General features: G+C 62.0%; 13 protein-coding genes and 1 pseudogene. 5 read left to right on the top strand and 9 right to left on the bottom strand.

What is annotated here, in order from left to right:
* Both HMPREF2674_RS01325 and HMPREF2674_RS01320 read right to left on the bottom strand, forming a co-directional pair.
* Positions 1-335 (bottom strand): annotated as a pseudogene (locus HMPREF2674_RS01325) (MurR/RpiR family transcriptional regulator); the annotation flags it as partial.
* A 239-nt stretch (positions 336-574) separates the two neighbouring features.
* The gene (locus tag HMPREF2674_RS01320; protein ID WP_275042415.1) at positions 575-2,215 is read right to left on the bottom strand and encodes an alpha-glucoside-specific PTS transporter subunit IIBC; all 1,641 of its coding nucleotides are present in this window, start codon (positions 2,213-2,215) and stop codon (positions 575-577) included.
* A gap of 428 nt (positions 2,216-2,643) precedes the next feature.
* On the opposite strand from HMPREF2674_RS01320, the gene HMPREF2674_RS01315 reads away from it, so the two are divergent.
* The 3 genes from HMPREF2674_RS01315 (at position 2,644) to HMPREF2674_RS01305 (ending at position 7,340) form a co-directional block, all read left to right on the top strand.
* A complete protein-coding gene (locus HMPREF2674_RS01315) occupies positions 2,644-3,522 on the top strand; it encodes an endonuclease/exonuclease/phosphatase family protein (RefSeq protein WP_070824600.1) in 879 nt (292 codons plus the stop codon).
* Between the two features lie 71 nt (positions 3,523-3,593).
* Positions 3,594-5,408: a glycoside hydrolase family 13 protein gene (locus tag HMPREF2674_RS01310; protein WP_049343366.1), complete on the top strand. Its 1,815-nt coding sequence runs from the start codon at positions 3,594-3,596 to the stop codon at positions 5,406-5,408.
* Between the two features lie 126 nt (positions 5,409-5,534).
* Positions 5,535-7,340 carry a glycoside hydrolase family 13 protein gene (locus tag HMPREF2674_RS01305; protein WP_070824599.1) on the top strand — a complete coding sequence of 602 codons (1,806 nt, stop codon included), beginning with the start codon at positions 5,535-5,537 and terminating at the stop codon, positions 7,338-7,340.
* A 121-nt stretch (positions 7,341-7,461) separates the two neighbouring features.
* On the opposite strand, the gene HMPREF2674_RS01300 is transcribed toward HMPREF2674_RS01305, so the two are convergent.
* Entirely contained in the window at positions 7,462-8,430 is a 969-nt protein-coding gene (locus tag HMPREF2674_RS01300; RefSeq protein WP_070824598.1) for an AEC family transporter, read from the bottom strand.
* A gap of 378 nt (positions 8,431-8,808) precedes the next feature.
* Here HMPREF2674_RS01300 and HMPREF2674_RS01295 point away from each other — a divergent pair, with 378 nt between their 5' ends.
* Positions 8,809-9,285 (top strand): hypothetical protein, encoded by a 477-nt coding sequence (locus tag HMPREF2674_RS01295; RefSeq protein WP_070824597.1) that lies wholly within the window; start codon positions 8,809-8,811, stop codon positions 9,283-9,285.
* Positions 9,286-9,478: 193 nt separating this feature from the next.
* On the opposite strand, the gene HMPREF2674_RS09355 is transcribed toward HMPREF2674_RS01295, so the two are convergent.
* The 6 genes from HMPREF2674_RS09355 to groES all read right to left on the bottom strand — a co-directional run bounded on the left by HMPREF2674_RS09355 (position 9,479) and on the right by groES (position 16,768).
* The gene (locus HMPREF2674_RS09355; RefSeq protein WP_160310624.1) at positions 9,479-9,643 is read right to left on the bottom strand and encodes a hypothetical protein; all 165 of its coding nucleotides are present in this window, start codon (positions 9,641-9,643) and stop codon (positions 9,479-9,481) included.
* 204 nt (positions 9,644-9,847) lie between these two features.
* Positions 9,848-11,440 carry a glutamine-hydrolyzing GMP synthase gene (gene guaA, locus HMPREF2674_RS01290; RefSeq protein WP_070824596.1) on the bottom strand — a complete coding sequence of 531 codons (1,593 nt, stop codon included), beginning with the start codon at positions 11,438-11,440 and terminating at the stop codon, positions 9,848-9,850.
* 205 nt (positions 11,441-11,645) lie between these two features.
* Entirely contained in the window at positions 11,646-12,776 is a 1,131-nt protein-coding gene (locus HMPREF2674_RS01285; RefSeq protein WP_049331984.1) for a GuaB3 family IMP dehydrogenase-related protein, read from the bottom strand.
* A 145-nt stretch (positions 12,777-12,921) separates the two neighbouring features.
* Entirely contained in the window at positions 12,922-14,439 is a 1,518-nt protein-coding gene (gene guaB / locus HMPREF2674_RS01280; RefSeq protein ID WP_070824595.1) for an IMP dehydrogenase, read from the bottom strand.
* 351 nt (positions 14,440-14,790) lie between these two features.
* Complete coding sequence (gene groL, locus HMPREF2674_RS01275) at positions 14,791-16,377, bottom strand: chaperonin GroEL (RefSeq protein WP_070824594.1); 1,587 nt, start codon at positions 16,375-16,377, stop codon at positions 14,791-14,793.
* 103 nt (positions 16,378-16,480) lie between these two features.
* Positions 16,481-16,768, bottom strand: a complete 288-nt coding sequence (gene groES / locus HMPREF2674_RS01270) for a co-chaperone GroES (protein ID WP_005505066.1) — start codon at positions 16,766-16,768, stop codon at positions 16,481-16,483.
* A gap of 246 nt (positions 16,769-17,014) precedes the next feature.
* Between groES and HMPREF2674_RS01265 the strand changes: the two genes are divergently transcribed.
* The gene (locus HMPREF2674_RS01265; RefSeq protein WP_070824593.1) at positions 17,015-18,514 is read left to right on the top strand and encodes a THUMP-like domain-containing protein; all 1,500 of its coding nucleotides are present in this window, start codon (positions 17,015-17,017) and stop codon (positions 18,512-18,514) included.
* Positions 18,515-18,582 lie beyond the last annotated feature (68 nt).

Below are 18,582 nucleotides of genomic sequence, written 5' to 3'. Positions count from 1 at the left end.
TAGATGCGTTTAAGCAGACCGCTCAACTCCATGTGGTCGAGGTAGTCGTAGGTGCGCTGAATATCCTCGCGGCCGCTCTCGATGAAGCGGGGGTTGAAGGGCTCACTACGGCTAAGAGAAGACTTGATGAAGTACTTCAGCTCAGCGAATCCTGAAAAGTTCAGCTTCTTCGTCAGTCGAATAATCGAACTGGTCGAGGTGTAGGTTTTGTGCGCCAAAGAATTAATCGTCGACTCCGCGACGAATTCCTCGTTCTCCAGCATGAAGGCCAAAATTTCCCGTTCAGTTTCGCTGAACCGGTGCTGATTCGCATTCACGACGTCTTGTAAATCCACTCAGAGCTCCTGAATCCGATGGTGAGCAATATATAAATATTACACGCTTCGGATTCCACAGCCCGGTTCTGCCGTATTGTTCCCGCTCACGCAGAACCTTTCGAGAGAGGCCCACAACCGGGGCCAAGGATACCCAAGATACAGCTTCGCCGGCGGCACCGGATGTATCCGGTACCGCCGGCGAAGCGGATTATTCACTGCCCGATGCGCGAACTACGCGGTGAGCAGAGGGGAGAGCTCTAGACGTTGGTCTTGGAGCTGTTCACCATGGTCTCGAAACGCTCACGGACCTGGGGAACATCCATACCGACGATCACCTGGAAGGCCTTGCCCTTGCGGACGACACCCAGGGCGCCAGCACTCTTGAACTCCGCATCCGAGGTGCTGACCAGGGACTCATCGGCCACGGAGACACGCAGGCGGGTTGCACAGTTGTTCACGGTGGTGATGTTGTCTGCGCCGCCGAGCAGCTCGAGGAAGCCAGCCGCACGGGGTGCGTACAGGTCGGCGCCTTCGGCGTCACCGGCAGCGGCTGCGCCGCCGTCCTTCTCAGCAGCCTTAGCAGCCTTGTACTCTGCCTTGCTGTAGAGCTTGGTCTCGCCGCCGTCTTCTTCACGACCGGGGGTCTTGAAGTCGAACTTCAGAATCATGAAGCGGAAGATCACGAAGTACAGGACGGTGAAGCACAGGCCCACACCAATCTGCATGAGGTAGGTGCCGGAGTGGTTTGCCCACAGCGGAATCCAGTTCTGGAACAGGAAGTCGAGCAGACCGCCACCCATGTAACCAACCAGACCCAGCTGGTACATGATTGCTGCCATGGATGCTGCCAGGATTGCGTGGACCAGGAACAGCGGGGGTGCCAGGAACAGGAAGGTGAACTCGAGGGGCTCGGTGATACCGATCAGGATCGCGGTGAGGCAGACGGGAATCATCAGAGCGAGAACTTCCTTGCGCTTCTCGGGACGAGCAGTGGTGTAGAACGCCGCTGCGATACCGATGGGTGCGAAGACCTTGGAGTTACCGTGCAGTGCGAAGCCGCCGCCGGGGAACAGTTCCTTCAGGGGCTTGTCGCTCTTTGCGAACTCGGTCAGGTGGGTCGGCCAGTCCTTAGCGATACCGTTCGGGGTAACAACGTTACCGAAGACGAACGGGGAGTAGATGAAGTGGTGCAGACCGGTCGGAATCAGGAAGCGCTCGAGGAAGGTGTAAACCCACACGCCGAGTGCGCCGGATGCGATGAAGAAGCCCTGCAGGGAGGAGATGCCGTGCTGAGCGTAGGGCCACAGCCAGGAGAACAGGAAGGCGATGGGCATCATCAGGAAGAAGCAGACGCCGTAGACGAACTGGGAACCCTGGAAGATACCGAGGAAGTCGGGCAGCTTCTTGTCGAACCAGCGGTTGTGTGCCCACACCACGATTGCGGAGATGATGATGGCACCGAAGATACCGGTGTCCATGGTCTTGATACCGGCGATCATCTTCAGACCGGTACCTGCCGCGCTCTCAGAGATGTCGGTGGTGTAGTCCAGGTCGAAGAAACCGGTGCCGCCCTTGCCCCATACCTTGAGCATGGTGCCGACGAAGTAGTTGAAGGTCAGGTAGACCATTGCAGCTTCCATCACTGCACGTGCGTTAGCGGTCTTTGCCAGTGCAATGGGCAGACCGATCACGAAGAGCAGTTCCATCTGGTTGAAGACGGTCCACGCACCGGACTCCCATACGGCCCAGAACTGGGACCAGAGGTTGTTCTTATCGGCGGCCAGGCCAATCAGCTGGTCGTTCTGCGCGATGATCGCGATACCGACCGCGAGGCCAGCGAATGCGAAGAGAAGAACGGGTGCCAGCATGGCAGAGCCGAACCTCTGTACTTTTTCCATCATGAGGCTATACGCCCTTTCGGGTATCGAGTGAGCGGGCGCAAGGGGCGGGCGGTCTTTGCCCGCCTGGGCTAACGCATCTTTATAAACACCCTTGAAAGTGTATGAGATGCACACCACACGACCTGCGCGCGCTAAGTGTCGAATGTGTTTTAGACAGAAATAATAATGCCACTTCATTCCGACCCATAGGCGCCCGAAGGACAGTTCTGAAAGAGTTTTTCACAACCTGAAACATATCCCGGCACCGGGTAAAAATACTGGGGAATAATCAAGCTTTTCCCCTGTCTGCCGGGGCCCAGACTCGATAGCATGAACATACTTGCGCGGCCGGAGACTGCCCTCCACCACTCAGAGCTTCCACAGGGAGAGCCATCCGACGCGCCCACCCCGTACCCCTACCCGAAACCCAATCGAAACTTATATATATGCGTTTCCTCACCCTCAACACCCACAGCTGGTGCGAAATCCATCAGATTGACAAGATCCGCACCCTCGCGCAGTTCATCGTTGATCAGCAGGTGGACGTTATCGCCCTCCAGGAGGTCAACCAGCTGACCTCCACCCCCGTGGTGGAACATCCCCTCCACTTCCGCGGCGGCGCGGGTATTCCGGTCCGTGAAGACAACTACGCCCTGCTCCTCGTGCGCGCGCTGGAGGCGCTCGGCGCCCGCTACGAGTGGACCCTCACCGAGACCCACCTCGGGTGGGAGCGCTACGACGAGTGCGTGGCCGTCCTCTCGCGCATGCCGATCCGCGGCATCAGGCCCATCGACATGTCCCCCGACTACACCTACTTCCAGGTGCAGCGCCGCGCCGCGCAGGCCGCCCTCATCGAGACCCCCTCCGATCCTTTCTGGTGCGCCACCACCCACATGTCTTGGTGGGACTTCGACGGTGAGCCCCTCTTCGCTCAGGAATTCACCCGCCTCTCGCAGGCTCTGGCCGAATGTGCCGAAACCGCCCCCGTACTGCTCGGCGGCGACTTCAACTCCGCCGCGCACCTGCCCGACGAGGGCTACGCCTTCGTGACCTCTACCGGCCTGATCGATACCCGCACCATCGCGAAGCACACCAAGGGTGAGAACACTGTGCACCGCGAGATTGCCGGCTGGGAGGGCTCCTCGGATGCCAAGCGCATCGATTTCGTGTTCACCGACCGCCTCGTCGACGTGGCTTCCCACACGGTGGTCTTCCGGGATAACTCCCCCGAGGCGATTTCCGATCACAGCGGCCTGCTCCTGGAGATTGACCCCGCAAGCTGGGCCCCTCAGAGCCTCCTGACGCCCCTCACCACCCAGCACTAAGGGCATCAGACTTTAGCCGCCCACAGAGCGGCCCCACACAACACTCATCCATACCAAGGAAAGGAAGAACAATGACGACCCAGATCCAGTGGTGGCAGGAACCCGTTGTCTACCAGATTTACCCCCGCTCCTTCAACGACTCCAACGGCGACGGCATCGGCGATCTGCCCGGCATTACCGAGAAGATTCCGTACCTGGCAGACCTCGGCATCGAAGTACTGTGGCTCTCCCCCATCTACGCTTCCCCGAACGATGACAACGGCTACGACATCTCCGACTACCGCGCCATCATGACCGAGTTCGGCACCATGGAAGACTTCGATGAGCTACTCGAAACCGCACACAAGCACGGCATCAAGCTCATGATGGACCTGGTCGTCAACCACAGCTCCGACGAGCACGAGTGGTTCAAGCAGGCACGCTCCTCCAAGGACAACCCCTACCGCGACTACTACATCTGGCGCGACCCCAAGGGCTTCGACGAGGACGGCAAGCCTATTCCGCCGAACAACTGGATTTCCTGCTTCAGCCCCTCCGTGTGGGAGTGGGATGAGGCAACCGGCCAGTTCTACCTGCACTACTTCTCCGTCAAGCAGCCCGACCTGAACTGGGAGAACCCGAAGGTCCGCGAAGAGGTCTACGACATCATGCGTTTCTGGCTGGACAAGGGCGTGGACGGCTTCCGCATGGACGTCATCAACCTGATTTCCAAGGACCTCTCCTTCCCCGAGGATCCGGCAGTTCTGGCTGGCGGCCTCGACAACTCCCTGGCTGTCGCAGCCAACGGCCCGCGCGTGCACGAATTCCTGCAGGAAATGAACCGTGAGGTCCTCAGCAAGTACCCGGTCATGACCGTGGGCGAAACCCCCTGCGTGACCGTCGACGACGCCGCGCTCTACACCGGTTTCGACCGCAACGAGCTGCAGATGGTGTTCCAGTTCGAGCACATGGACGTGGATGCCTCCGAGGGTGGCGTGACCGGCAAGTGGTCCGACCGCCGCTTCGACCTGGTGGACCTGAAGAAGGTGCTCACCCACTGGCAGGAGGGTCTGCACGGCCGCGGCTGGAACTCCCTGTACTGGAACAACCACGACCAGCCGCGCACCGTCTCCCGCTTCGGTAACGACTCCCCCGAGTACCGCACCGTCAGCGCCAAGATGCTCGGCACCGTTCTGCACCTGATGCAGGGTACCCCCTACATCTACCAGGGCGAAGAGCTGGGCATGACCAACGTCTTCTTCGACGATGTCAAGGACTACAACGACCTGGAGATTCACGACTCCTGGCGCAAGTACGTTGAGGAGTCCGGCCGCGTCTCCCCCGAGGACATGCTGCGCTACATCAGCGCCTCCGGTCGCGATAACGCCCGCACCCCCATGCAGTGGACCGCTGGCGAGAACGCAGGCTTCACCTCCGGCACCCCGTGGCTGAAGCTGAACCCGCGTTACACCGAAATCAACGCGGAGTCCGAGCTGGCTGACCCGGATTCGGTGTTCTACCACTACCGCGACCTGATTAAGCTGCGTCACGAGCACCCGATTGTCCTGACCGGCGAGTACCGCCTGCTGGATGAAGAGGACGACCAGGTCTACGCCTACCTGCGCGTGAACTCCGACGAGGACGCAGCCGCAACCGGCGAGCGCGCACTGCTGGTCGTCGCGAACTTCACCGATGACACCGTTCAGCTGAACTACGCGGGTGGCAACCTGGATTCGGTGGTGCTGACCAACTCGCAGGCACTCTCCCCGACCGAGCTGAAGGCTATCTCGAACGTTCCGCAGCTGATTAGCTCGAACTACCGCGATGAGAACCGCGAGTTCACCGACGAGGGAACCCTGCTGCGCCCCTACGAGGCGAAGGTGTACCTCTTCGGTAACGCCAAGTAGGCACGCCCCAAAATAATGGTGCGCGAGGGGGACCAGACGCGGACGTTCCGGTCCCCCTCGCCCTATACTTCAATCACAGACTCCTTTTTTCTCTTCGGCGTAACCCGCCGGTACAGAAAGGCAATTATGAGCAATTCCGAGGCATACGAGGTTCCCTCCTACGAAGGCCGCCAGTGGTGGAAGGAAGCCGTGGTGTACCAGGTGTACCCCCGTTCCTTCAACGACGCAAACGGCGACGGCATCGGTGATCTGAAGGGCATCACCGAGAAGCTGCCCTACCTGGCTAAGCTGGGCATCAACGTCATCTGGCTCTCCCCCGTGTTCGACTCGCCGAACGTGGATAACGGCTACGACATCTCTGACTACTTCGCCATCATGAGTGACTTCGGCACCATGGAAGACTTTGACGAGATGCTCGAAACCGCTCACAAGCACGGCATCAAGATCCTGATGGACCTGGTCGCTAACCACACCTCCGATGAGCACCCCTGGTTCAAGGAGTCCCGCTCGTCTAAGGACAACCCCTACCGCGACTACTACATTTGGAAGGACCCGAAGGGCTTCGACGAGGATGGCAAACCGATTCCTCCGAACAACTGGGCGTCCGAGTTTGGCGGCCCGGCATGGGAGTGGGACGAGGCGACTGGCCAGTTCTACCTGCACATCTTCTTCAAGGAACAGCCCGACCTGAACTGGGAGAACGAGAAGGTTCGCGAGGATCTGTACTCCATGGTCCGCTGGTGGCTGGACAAGGGCGTTGACGGCTTCCGTCTGGACGCTATCAACATCATCTCCAAGCCCGAGGGCTTCCCGGATGACCCCTCCACCGACTTCGAGAAGCACACCTCCTCGATTCCGTTCGTCATCACGAACGGCACCATGGTGCACCCGTGGATGAAGGAACTGACCCGCGAGACCTTCAGCCGCTACGATGTGATGACCGTGGGCGAGACCAGCGCAACCAGCCCCGAGGACGCTAAGCTGTGGGCTGGCTACCACACCGGTGAGCTGAACATGATCTTCCACTTCGATCACATGGGCGTGGATAACGACCCGAACGGCTCTCTGGGCGGCAAGTGGTCCTACGCGCCGTACAAGCTGACCGAGCTCAAGAGCATCCTGAACGACTGGCAGACCACCCTGGAGGGTAATGCTTGGGGTTCGCTGTACTGGAACAACCACGACCAGCCGCGTGTGGTCTCCCGTTTCGGTAACGATTCGGATGAGTTCCGCACCCTGTCCGCTAAGCAGCTGGCGACCACTCTGCACTTCATGCAGGGCACCCCGTACATTTACCAGGGTGAAGAAATTGGCATGACCAACGTGAAGTTCGATTCGATTGAGGACTACCGCGATGGTGACTCGATCCGTTTCTACGAGGACATGCACGTGGACCACAAGCGTCTGAGCCACGAAGAGGCAATGCAGGCGATCTACATCAAGGGCCGCGATAACGCTCGTACCCCGGTTCAGTGGGATGCTTCGGCAAACGCCGGCTTCAGCCCCGAGGGCGTGACCACCTGGATTAACGTGAACCCGAACTACCCGGCGATTAACGCTGAGGCTGTTCTGGCGGATGAGGATTCGATCTTCTACCACTACCAGCAGCTGGTGGCTCTGCGCCGCGGTGAGCTGAAGGATCTGATGGTTTACGCCTCCTTCGCTCCGGTGGATTCGCTCCAGGTTCCGCACGATGAGGACGAGGCCGTGTACGCCTACACCCGTACCGGTGGCGCGGATGGTTCCCCCGCTAACGAGTCTCTGCTGGTGATTTCGAACTTCACTGCCGAGAAGCAGGAGCGCGACTTCGCGGTGCTTGCTGAGGCACGCGAGTCGGGCGCCCGCGTCGAGCTGGTGAGCTCGAACTACAAGGACGATGCGGGTTCGACCCTGCGCCCCTACGAGGCAAAGGTCTACCACATCGTTCGATAGCGAAAGCTGTCCGACGGCTGCTGACCTCTAGGTCGGCGTAGAACCGCGGGAGGGCGGGGATTGTACGATCCCCGCCCTCCTTTTGCTGTACCCGCTCGTTGTGTGCTCGTTTCGGCTCCGGCTAACCGGAGAACGCAAGCTGAAGAATCGGCACCGCCAGCGCGATAAGACCGACGCTGACGACCGCCCCTGCGGCGATGACGGGGGCTGCGGTGCCCTCGTGCCGGTAGTGGGTCTCAAGGATCACGATATTGGCGGCAGGCGGCAGGACTCCCAGGATGAAGAGCACCTGCGGGTAGGCCAGTAGCTGGTCGAAGTGTACGCCCGCCGCGTCGTGCGCCCAACGGGCGAGCGCCAGCACGCCGAGGCTGTAAACGCTCACGAGCGCGGCGCGGAGCACCGCCCATCCGGCGGCCCGGGTCAGGTCTGCGCGGTGCAGCTTGGCGGCCCCGAGCCACATGCCCAGAACGATCATTCCGATAAAGCTGAAGACCCAGGTCAGCACCCGGTAGAACCCGGCCCCGTGAACGCTTAGGAAGTGCCCTGCGGGCAGGCAGAGCAGGCCGATTACCACGGCGATAACGGGCGGGCTCGTGCGCAGCCCTCGCAGTACCCTGCGGATGGTTGCGCCGCGGCTCGCGGCGGTAGCCGTACGGGGTGGGGAACCTTCACCCGATTCGGCCCTCGAGTCGCCCCGTAGCAGCGAGGTACCCAGAATATTGCCCATGATGGAGTTGCCGATATACGCGCCGATGTAGACGCGCACGGCCTCATCGCCCCAGATGCCCGCGACCACGGGGATGCCGAAGAGCCCGGCGTTTAGGTACACGAAGGCGAGCTTCTGCACGGGATCTCGGGTAATCCGCCCGGCACCGAGCACACCGAGGAGCATCATAACCATGGTGGACGCGGCAACAAAGAACAGCTCGGGGCGGCTGGTGGCAACCGTGTAGATGATGACGGCGGGAATAATCCAGCGGGTCAGCAGGGCCGAGGCCCATTCCTTGAGCCGTCTGCCCCGGTGCTCGGGCAGGGTGAGGGCCAGCGTCAGCCCTGCAACCAGGTAGATGAGGGGCAGGATGATTCCCACAAGACGCTCCTTCGGTCACCGCGTTGGCCCTTATTTTGGATGCGCACCGCGCCGTTGCGCTAAGCCGCCTTTCCATGGTCTCACGTTCGGGCACCGAGGACGGGCCGGCGAGGAATATTCTCGGGAATGTGAGCCTGTCTAATATCGCCCGCCTATACATTCAGATTAAGGTTGAGCATTTCACGGGATGCCATTTCGAAATTTTCGCGTCATATTGCATCATATTTGCCGAAACCCTCGTATTTTTTATACATCAAATTTACTCTAGAAATACGCAGAGATTGCATTTCCTACCGTATGAACTCGTCTGCCGTCCATACCCTCACGAAGCGAACTCAGCAGGATTAGTTCCCTTCAAGATCTCGCCGGGAGCACGCAATGCAGCAGCCTTACCTCTCCAACCCTTCCGACTCCGGGGGTGTCCCCTCCCCCAAGGTAGCGCGTCAGAAAACCCCGCACCGCGCCGCTCACCCCCACGCCGGGGTGCGTATCCCGTGGCGTTCCGCGTCCGCCGCTACGAGCGCCTCAGCGGTTACCCCCGCATCCCGTGTTACACCCTCAGAAGCCCTTGTCGAGGAGCGCACGTTCAGGGTCCCGCACCCGGTACTGAGCCTACTGTCCTGGTTGATTGCGGTGGCAAGCGTCGTATGGTTTGCCGTTCTGGGCGTGAACCTGACGCACCTGGTGTTCTCCGGTCTGGAACACGACTCCGATTTCTTGGTGCTGACCTACGGCGTGTACATGGCCTGCGCTTTTGGGTTCCTGTGTTTTGGGGCCTTCTTTGGTCTGCATTTTGGCCTGGGCTCGAGCGCGCATTGGCGTAGTTCGATTCGCCACCCGAATCGGCCGTATTAAATATTTCTGTCCCGCTTAGTTTTGCGGAATTTTCCGGAGTGTATTTCTTTTATTTAGACTCGCAGTTTAAAAAAATAAGCGGTTTTCTTTAATTTCGAAGAAAATATCCGTTTCGCATTAATATTTCTCTGCCCCATAGCTAAAGCCGCCCGGCGCATCCACAGCAGGATGCACCGGGCGGTTCCTTCCTAATCTAAAACTCTGGAGAAGGACGCTGCAAAGCAGAGCGTGCCACCAAGGGGAATTCTTCAGGATTTTCTACGTCATCTGAAGAGCTGGGTAAGCTGGCGAAAAATTCATATAAGGAAGATTTAGTCTCCTGCTTTTGAGCGTGCTCTTCATCGATTTTCGACGTCATCGGTCCCTCCTTATGATGTTAGGCCAGCGCTCAGCATGTATCAGGCCAACATGCATATACACATTATATTTCCATTCATCCTCGGCATCCGTAACACACATACGTATATAAGAAGCCGCCCGGCGCATCCACAGCAGGATGCACCGGGCGGCTTCTTCACGGGAGGAGCTTCACTCCCACTCGGGGATCACTCCCACGCAGGGATTACTCCCACTCAATGGTTCCCGGGGGCTTGGAGGTAACGTCCAGCACCACTCGGTTAACGTCCTTGACCTCGTTCGTAATGCGGTTCGAGATCTTAGCCAGCAGGTCGTAGGGCAGGCGCGACCAGTCAGCGGTCATCGCGTCCTCAGACGAGACCGGGCGCAGAACAATCGGGTGACCGTAGGTACGGCCGTCGCCCTGAACGCCCACGGAGCGAACGCCAGCCAGCAGAACCACGGGGCACTGCCAGATGTGCTCGTCCTGGCCAGCCGCGGTCAGCTCTTCACGCACGATAGCGTCAGCGGCACGCAGGGTTTCCAGGTTCTCGCGGTTAACCTCGCCGACGATGCGGATGCCCAGGCCGGGGCCGGGGAACGGCTGACGTGCCACAATCTTCTCGGGAACGCCGAGCTCACGACCGATGGCGCGGACCTCGTCCTTGAACAGGGTGCGCAGCGGCTCAACCAGTTCGAAGGTCAGGTCGTCGGGGAGGCCGCCCACGTTGTGGTGGCTCTTGATGTTTGCGGTGCCGTCGCCGCCGCCGGACTCGACAACGTCCGGGTACAGGGTGCCCTGGACCAGGAACTTGATGTCTGCGCCCTCTTCGCCGGCCTCTGCAATCAGCTTGCGCTGTGCCTCCTCGAAGGAGCGGATGAACTCGCGGCCGATAGCCTTACGCTTCGCCTCGGGCTCGGTAACACCCTCGAGTGCGGAGAGGAAACGCTCCGACTCGTCGATGGTGATGACCTTGATGCCCATGGATGCTGCGTAGTCCTGCTCGACCTGTTCACGCTCGCCCTCACGGAGCAGACCGTGGTCGATGAAGAAGCAGGTGAGCTGGTCGCCAACAGCCTTGTGCACAAGCGCTGCCGCCACGGAGGAGTCAACGCCGCCGGAGAGCGCACAGATAACGCGGTCGCTACCGACCTGCTCGCGGATCTTTGCGACCTGCTCTTCGATGATGTTGTTGGTGGACCAGGTGGGCTTCAGGCCTGCCACGTTGTAGAGGAAGTTCTCCAGGGCGACCTGGCCGTAGTCGGAGTGCTTCACCTCGGGGTGCCACTGCACACCGCCGAGCTTGCGGGACTCGTCCACGAATGCTGCCACGGAGGCGCCGGGGGTCTTGGCCAGAACCTCGAAGCCCTCGGGGGCCTCGGTCACGGAGTCACCGTGAGACATCCACACGTTCTGGGTGGTGGGGGTGCCGGTCAGGAAGGAGGAGTTCTCAGCGCAGACGACGGCGTCGGTTGCGCCGTATTCGCGCTGGCCGGTCTGGGCCACGGTACCGCCGAGGGTCTGGGCCATGACCTGGAAGCCGTAGCAGATACCGAAGATCGGCACGCCGGATTCGAAGAGGGCCTTATCACCCTTGGGGGCGCCGTCGGCGTAAACCGAGGAGGGGCCGCCGGAAAGCACGATGGCTGCCGGGTTCTTGGCGAGCATCTTCTCGGTGCTCATGGAGTGGGGGACGATTTCGGAGTAGATGCCGGCCTCACGCACGCGTCGAGCAATGAGCTGCGCGTACTGAGCACCGTAATCCACCACCAGGACGGGACGCTCTTCGAGCTGGTCCAGGTTCACAGAATTGGTCACGAAAATTACCTCAACGTGTTGGTGCTAATCCGCGCACTTGCGCGGGGATATATCTATTTTACGCTATCGCGGTGTGAGCTTGAACGCCCGTGGCGCGGGGACTATTCCGCCTACGACCGTTCTTTTTACGCTACAGATAGAAGGCACCGCCCGGCGGCCGCGGGGATAGCCCCGTAGCCGCCGAGCGGTGATTCATGACGCTACATTAGCCGCGGTAGGAAGGGACCACGGTCAGTTCGGCCTTCTGGAACTTCTTCAGCTCCAGGTAGCCGCAGTTAGCCATCGCGCGCTTGAGCGCACCGACAATGTTGCTGGTTCCGTCCACGTGGTGCGAAGGACCGTACAGGACCTCCTCCAGCGTGCCGACGACGCCCAGCGGGGTGCGCACGCCGCGCGGGAAGTCCAGCGAGTGCGCCTCGTTGCCCCAGTACAGGCCCTGACCGGGCGCCTCGGAGGCGCGAGCCAGCGGAGCGCCCAGCATCACGGCGTCAGCACCCAGTGCAAGCGCCTTCACCATATCGCCGGAGCGGCCCAGGGAACCGTCAGCAATCACGTGCACGTAGCGGCCGCCGGACTCGTCCAGGTAGTCCGAACGTGCCGCAGCCACATCGGCTATGGCGGTTGCCATCGGTGCGGAAATGCCCAGGCCCTGGCGGGTGGTCTGAGCGGAACCGCCGCCGAAGCCCACCAGCACACCGGCGGCGCCGGTGCGCATCAGGTGCTTAGCCTGCGAGTAACCAGCCACGCCACCGACGATGACGGGAACGTCTAGCTCGTAGATGAACTTCTTCAGGTTCAGCGGCTCGTGCGAGGTCGAAAGGTGCTCGGCAGAGACGGATGCACCGCGGATAACGAACAGCTCAACGCCGGCCTTCACCACGGTCTCGTAGTGCTCCTGAGTATTCTGCGGGCTCAGCGAACCGGCAACCACCACGCCGGAATCGCGAATCTCTTCCAGGCGTGCGGTAATCAGCTCCGGCTTGATCGGCTCGGAGTAAATCTGCTGCATGCGGGTGGTTGCGGAGGCGGGGTCCGCCTCGGGCAGCTCAACGATCTCGTCGAGCAGCGGCTGCGGGTCCTCGTAGCGGGTCCACAGGCCCTCGAGGTTCAGCACACCCAGACCGCCCAGCTTGCCCAGGGCAATAGCGGTCGCCGGGGACATGACCGAGTCCATGGGCGCACCAATAATCGGGGTGTCGAACTTGAAAGCGTCAATCTGCCAGGAGGTGTCGACATCGCGGCGATCGCGGGTACGGCGGGTGGGTACCAGCGCCACATCGTCCAGGGAGTAGGTGGGTCGGGCGCTCTTGGAGAGGCCAATCTGAATTTCAGACATGGGTGAATCCTTTCGAATTCGGTTTGAGGGGTGCCGCCGGGCGTTATTCGCACCGATGCCCGCCCCGGCACCCGGGAGGGTACGGGACGGGCTCAACGGCGCGCGGTGTGCACGCCGTGCGGCGAATCATCGTTGGTGATGCGTCTTAGCGGCGGTAGTTCGGTGCCTCAACGGTCATCGTGATGTCGTGCGGGTGCGATTCCTTCAGGCCCGCGGGGGTGATGCGCACGAACTGTCCCTTGTTCTTGAGCTCTTCGATGGTGCGCGAACCGACGTAGAACATGGTCTGGCGCAGGCCACCTTCGAGCTGGTGAATCACGGCGGAGAGCGGGCCGCGGAAGGGAACCTGACCCTCGATACCCTCGGGAATCAGCTTCTCCTCGCTGGAAACATCGGCCTGGAAGTAACGGTCCTTCGAGAAGGACTTGTGGCGGCCGCGGGTCTGCATAGCGCCCAGCGAACCCATGCCGCGGTACGCCTTGAACTGCTTGCCGTTCACGAGAATCAGGTCGCCGGGGGATTCGGTGGTGCCGGCCAGCAGGGAGCCGAGCATCACGGAGTCAGCGCCGGCCACCAGGGCCTTGCCAATCTCACCGGAGTACTGCATACCGCCGTCGGCAATCACGGGAACACCGGCGGGGATAGCTGCCTTAGCGGCCTCGTTGACCGCGGTCACCTGGGGCACGCCCACGCCCGCAATAATGCGGGTGGTGCAGATGGAGCCGGGGCCCACGCCAACCTTCACGGCGTCGGCGCCGGCGTCGATGATGGCCTGAGCACCCTGGCGGGTTGCGGCCTGACCGCCGATAACGTCCACGTGTGCGGCGGCGGGGTCCTTCTTCAGGCGGGCAATCATGTCCAGCACGCCCTGGGAGTGGCCGTTTGCGGTATCCACGAAGAGGGCGTCCACGCCGGCCTCGACCAGGGTCATGGCGCGCTCGTAGCCGTCACCGAAGAAGCCGATAGCGGCACCCGCGCGCAGGCGGCCATCCTCGTCCTTGGTGGCGAGGGGGTACTGCTCGGTCTTCACGAAGTCCTTGAGGGTGATCAGACCGGCCAGCTTGCCTGCCTCGTCCACGAGGGGCAGACGCTCAATCTTGTTGTGGGAGAGCAGGGCGAAAGCCTCGTCCTTGGAAACGCCGGGGCGGGCGGTCACCAGCGGCATGGGGGTCATGATGTCGCGAACGCGGATGTTCTCGAAGTCGCCGCGGGACATGTAGCGGATATCGCGGTTGGTGATGATGCCTTCCAGCACGCCCTCTTCGCTCACGACGGGCAGGCCGGAGACGCGGTAGTAACCGCACACCTCGTCGTACTCGGCGATGGTGGCGTCCGCACCGATGGTCACGGGGTTGATAATCATGCCGGATTCGGAACGCTTCACGCGGTCCACGTGTGCGGCCTGGTCCTCGATGGAAAGGTTACGGTGAATCACGCCGAGACCACCCAGGCGCGCCATGGCGATGGCCATAGCGGAATCGGTCACGGTGTCCATTGCCGCAGAAATGATGGGGATGTTCAGGTTAATGCGCTTGGACAGGCGAGTGGAGGTGTCAGCCTCGGAAGGAATGACGTCGGTGTTGCCGGGCAGCAGCAGCACATCGTCGTAGGTCAGGCCGGTGAAGCCGAAGGGATCCTCGGACAGAGCGGTGGGGATGGTCATTGTCTACCTTTCGGATGGTGTGCTTCGCCGGTGCGATTTTGCCGTGGGGAAGCGCTTTATACGGTGTCGCGGTATGTACCCCACTCCCCCGGCGCGAGTACCGGGCGGAGGCCCACGCGGGTTCTGAGCGGGCGCGTCCGCCGGATGCTCCGGAGGGTGCGGAAACGGACAGTCTACCTTCTATGATAAGCCGCTTAGGGTTTCTTCGCTCGGAAGATACCGAGCCGCCCGAAGAATGGCGGCGGGCACCGGGTTCTTGCACTCGAAGACACCGATGCTGCGGCGTTGAGGGGATAGCTAGTGCCCGGTACCGCCTCCAGTTCAGGGGGCAGTACCGGGCACACACACTATTTAGTCTTCTTCAGTTTCTTCGGGCTTCTCAACCACCAGGGTCTCGGTGGTCAGCACCAGAGCCGCGATGGAGGAGGCGTTCTGCAGGGCCGAACGAGTCACCTTCACCGGGTCAATCACGCCTGCCTCAATCAGGTCGCCGTACTCGCCGGTCTTGGCGTTGTAGCCATGACCCACGGGCAGCTCGGAGACCTTGGAGACGATGACGTAGCCGTCCTCGCCGGCGTTCTCCGCAATCCAGCGCAGCGGCTGGACCAGGGCGCGGCGAACGATCTGCACGCCCACGTTTGCGTCGTGGTTATCCAGCTCCAGGCCGTCCAGCGCCTTCAGTGCGTGGACCAGCGCAGAACCGCCACCGGAGACGATGCCCTCTTCCAGAGCGGCACGGGTGGAGGACACAGCGTCCTCGATGCGGTGCTTGCGTTCCTTCGCCTCAACCTCGGTTGCGGCGCCGACCTTGATGACGCCCACGCCGCCGGCGAGCTTAGCCAGGCGCTCCTTGAGCTTCTCGCGATCCCATTCGGAGTCCACGCGCTCGATTTCGCGGCGCAGCTGCTGCACACGGTCCTCGATGGCCTCGGGGTCGCCGCCGCCGTCCACGATGGTGGTGTGGGACTTGGTCACGGTCACGCGGCGTGCCGAGCCCAGGTGCTCCAGGGTGACCTGCGGCAGGTCAATGCCGAGCTCACCGGTCACGACGGTGCCGCCGGTCAGGATCGCGAGGTCCTGCATGATTGCCTTGCGGCGGTCACCGAAACCGGGGGCCTTCAGAGCAACCACGTTGATGGTGCCGCGCAGCTTGTTCACGACCAGGGCGGAGAGCGCCTCACCGTCAACGTCTTCTGCGATGATGGTCAGCGGCTTCTTCGCCTGAACGATCTTCTCGAGCACGGGCATGATCTCTGCGATGGTGGAAATCTTGCCCTGGTAGAGCAGCACCAGGGTGTTCTCCAGCACTGCTTCGCCGCGCTCAGCGTCGGTCACGAAGGAGGGCGAGAGGTAGCCCTTGTCGAACTGCATGCCCTCGGTGATCTCCAGCTCAATCTCGGTGGAGGAACCGTCTTCAATGGTGATGACGCCGTCCTGGCCGACCTTCTCGAAGGCGCGAGCCAGCAGCTCACCGATCTGCTCGGACTGGGCGGAGATAGCGGCGACGTGCGCCACCTCGGGACCCTGCACGGGACGTGCGTTCTCGAGCAGGCGTGCGGAGACAGCCTCCACGGCCGCCTCGATGCCGCGCTTGACGTCGGCGGGAGCCGCACCGCTGGTCACGTTGCGCAGGCCCTCGTTCACCAGCGCCTGCGCGAGCACGGTTGCGGTGGTGGTGCCGTCACCGGCAACGTCATTGGTCTTGGTGGCGACTTCCTTCGCCAGCTGGGCACCCAGGTTCTCGTACGGGTCGTCCAGTTCAATCTCGCGGGCAATGGACACGCCGTCGTTGGTGATGACGGGCGCACCCCACTGCTTATCGAGCACAACATTGCGCCCGCGCGGGCCAAGGGTTACCTTGACCGCGTTTGCCAGCTTATCGACGCCGGCCTGCAGGGACTTGCGGGCTGCATCGTTGAATTCAAGCTGCTTAGCCATGTGTTCGCTACTCCTAGTGCGTCACAGAAAGAAAATGAGGGGGCAGATGATAGCTCATGCGCCGTACCGGATGAGCGGTACGGCGCATGAGCATCTGAAAGTATTAGTCGACGATTGCCAGAACGTCACGTGCGGAGAGAATCAGGTACTCCTCGCCCTGGTACTTGACCTCGGTGCCACCGTAGCGGGAGAACACGACAACGTCGCCTTCCTTGATGTCAACGGGGATGCGGTTGCCCTTCTCATCCACGCGGCCGGGGCCAACGGCGACAACGCGTGCTTCCTGCGGCTTTTCCTTCGCAGTCTCGGGGATGACCAGACCGGATGCGGTGGTCTGCTCAGCCTGTTCGATCTTGATAACGACGCGGTCTTCCAGCGGCTTGATGGCCATAATCGGTTCCTCCGGATTGTGGATTAACGTTTGGTGCGAGACGGCGGCGCGGTGATGCGCCAGAAGGCCGCCTCGAGTGCTACCTCAACTCTAGTTTCACCGGTGCTTTCGGTCAAGAAAACCCGCCCTCCGCCGGAGCGTTTCACCGCAAGGCGAACAGGGGTCGGCACCGGGTCTGGGGCGGCCCGGCGGGCGGGCTCCGGCAGGGGGCGTACTTCCCCGGGCGAAGGCCCGTAAAATGGGGATATGCCCCACAGCCCTAACGCATCCCCCGGAGCTCTTCCTGCAGGAGAATCCCCGTTCGGTTTTTCTCCCGCTCCTCCGCTGCCCCTCAACGACAACGCGCTCGCGGCGGCCGATGAGCTCTACCCGCTGGGCTCCGATACCCTCGGCGCCGTCACGTCCCTGCGTTCACGCGGGTTCAGCCCCGAGGACTCCTCTGCCATCATCTCCCTGGCGCAGGCCCGTACCCGTGCGCGCACCAAGTTCGGCGAGCGCGCCCGAACCCTCATGCTCACACAGGAGGCCTCCGAGCAGGCCACCCGCCCGGTGATTGCGCACTACCGCGCCGACCGCCTCGCGCGGGTTCCAGGACTCGTGGCCGATCTGGGGTGCGGTATCGGCTCGGATACCGCCGTCTACGCCGCGGCTCGCGGTTCCGTCGTGGCGGTGGAGCTCGATCCGCTGACCGCCTCGTTCGCCGCGGCAAACCTGGCGTTCTGCCCGCGGGCACGTGTGTACTCGGGCGATGTCACCGCCTACAACCCCGCCAGCGGTGCGGGCTCGGAGGCTCCCCTCACCGATAGCGCGGGCGCCTCCCCCGCCATTCTGTGGTTGGACCCGGCCCGCCGTGAGCTGCGAGGGGCCAGGAAGGCGCAGACGGAACGCCTCTTCGACCCGGAGGCGTTCTCGCCCCCGTTCTCGTTCGTGCTGAATCTGGCGCGCACCGGCATGCCGATGGGTGTGAAGCTGGGGCCCGGTTTTCCGCACGAGGGTATCCCCTCCCCGGAGAACATTGCCTCGGAGGCGAACCCCGCACCGCGCGTTGAAGCGGAGTGGATCCAGTCGGAGGGTTCCCTCGCCGAGCTCGTCCTCTGGTTTAATGCGCTGGCCCAGGAGGGCGTGGCCCGCACCGCGACCTCGGTGCGCGAGCTGCCCGCCGACACGGCATCGCCCGCGACCGAGGCGACCGGCGAGGTTGCCGACCTGCTGCCACCCTACGAGGCGGTGAGCTTCCGTAGCGCCCTCACGGCGGCCGAGGCCGAGCGGAGCGTGGAGGTTCCCATGTCTCTGCCTCAACCCGGCGAGTACCTGCTGGAGCCCGCCCCGGCAATTGTGCGCTCGCATCTGGTCGCTGAGTTTGCGCAGAGCATCGGCGCGCGGCTGCTGGACGAGCACCTGGCCTACCTGCGTTCCGCTGAGCCGGTGGAGCATCCGCTGGTCGCCTGCTACGAGGTGCTGGAGGAGATCCCCCTGCAGGAGAAGCAGTTGAAGCGGTGGGTGCGCGAGCAGGGTTTTACCGCGCTAACGATTAAGAAGCGCGGCGTAGATATTGTTCCCGAGCAGTTGCGTGCGCGACTGCTGGGTTCGGCGGGCTCTAAGCTTTCTAAGAAGAAACAGAAAAAGAACGCTAATTCTTCCGCTGGTGCGCAGGAGTCCTCGTACCGCCCGGCAACGCTGGTCTTCACGCGCATCGGCGCGGGCAGAGATTCCCGCCGAGTTGGCTGGCACGTGCGTCCGCTCTAGCCTCGCCCAACCCCGACTGCCCAGTACCGTACTCGGTTACCGTTCGTGACGATTCGTTACGGTACCGG

The organism is Rothia sp. HMSC062F03, assembly GCF_001836905.1.
In the GTDB taxonomy this organism is placed as follows: Bacteria; Actinomycetota; Actinomycetes; order Actinomycetales; family Micrococcaceae; genus Rothia; species Rothia mucilaginosa_A.
Note: the sequence above shows the minus strand (reverse complement) of the source record. Positions and strands in the feature narration are given on the sequence as shown.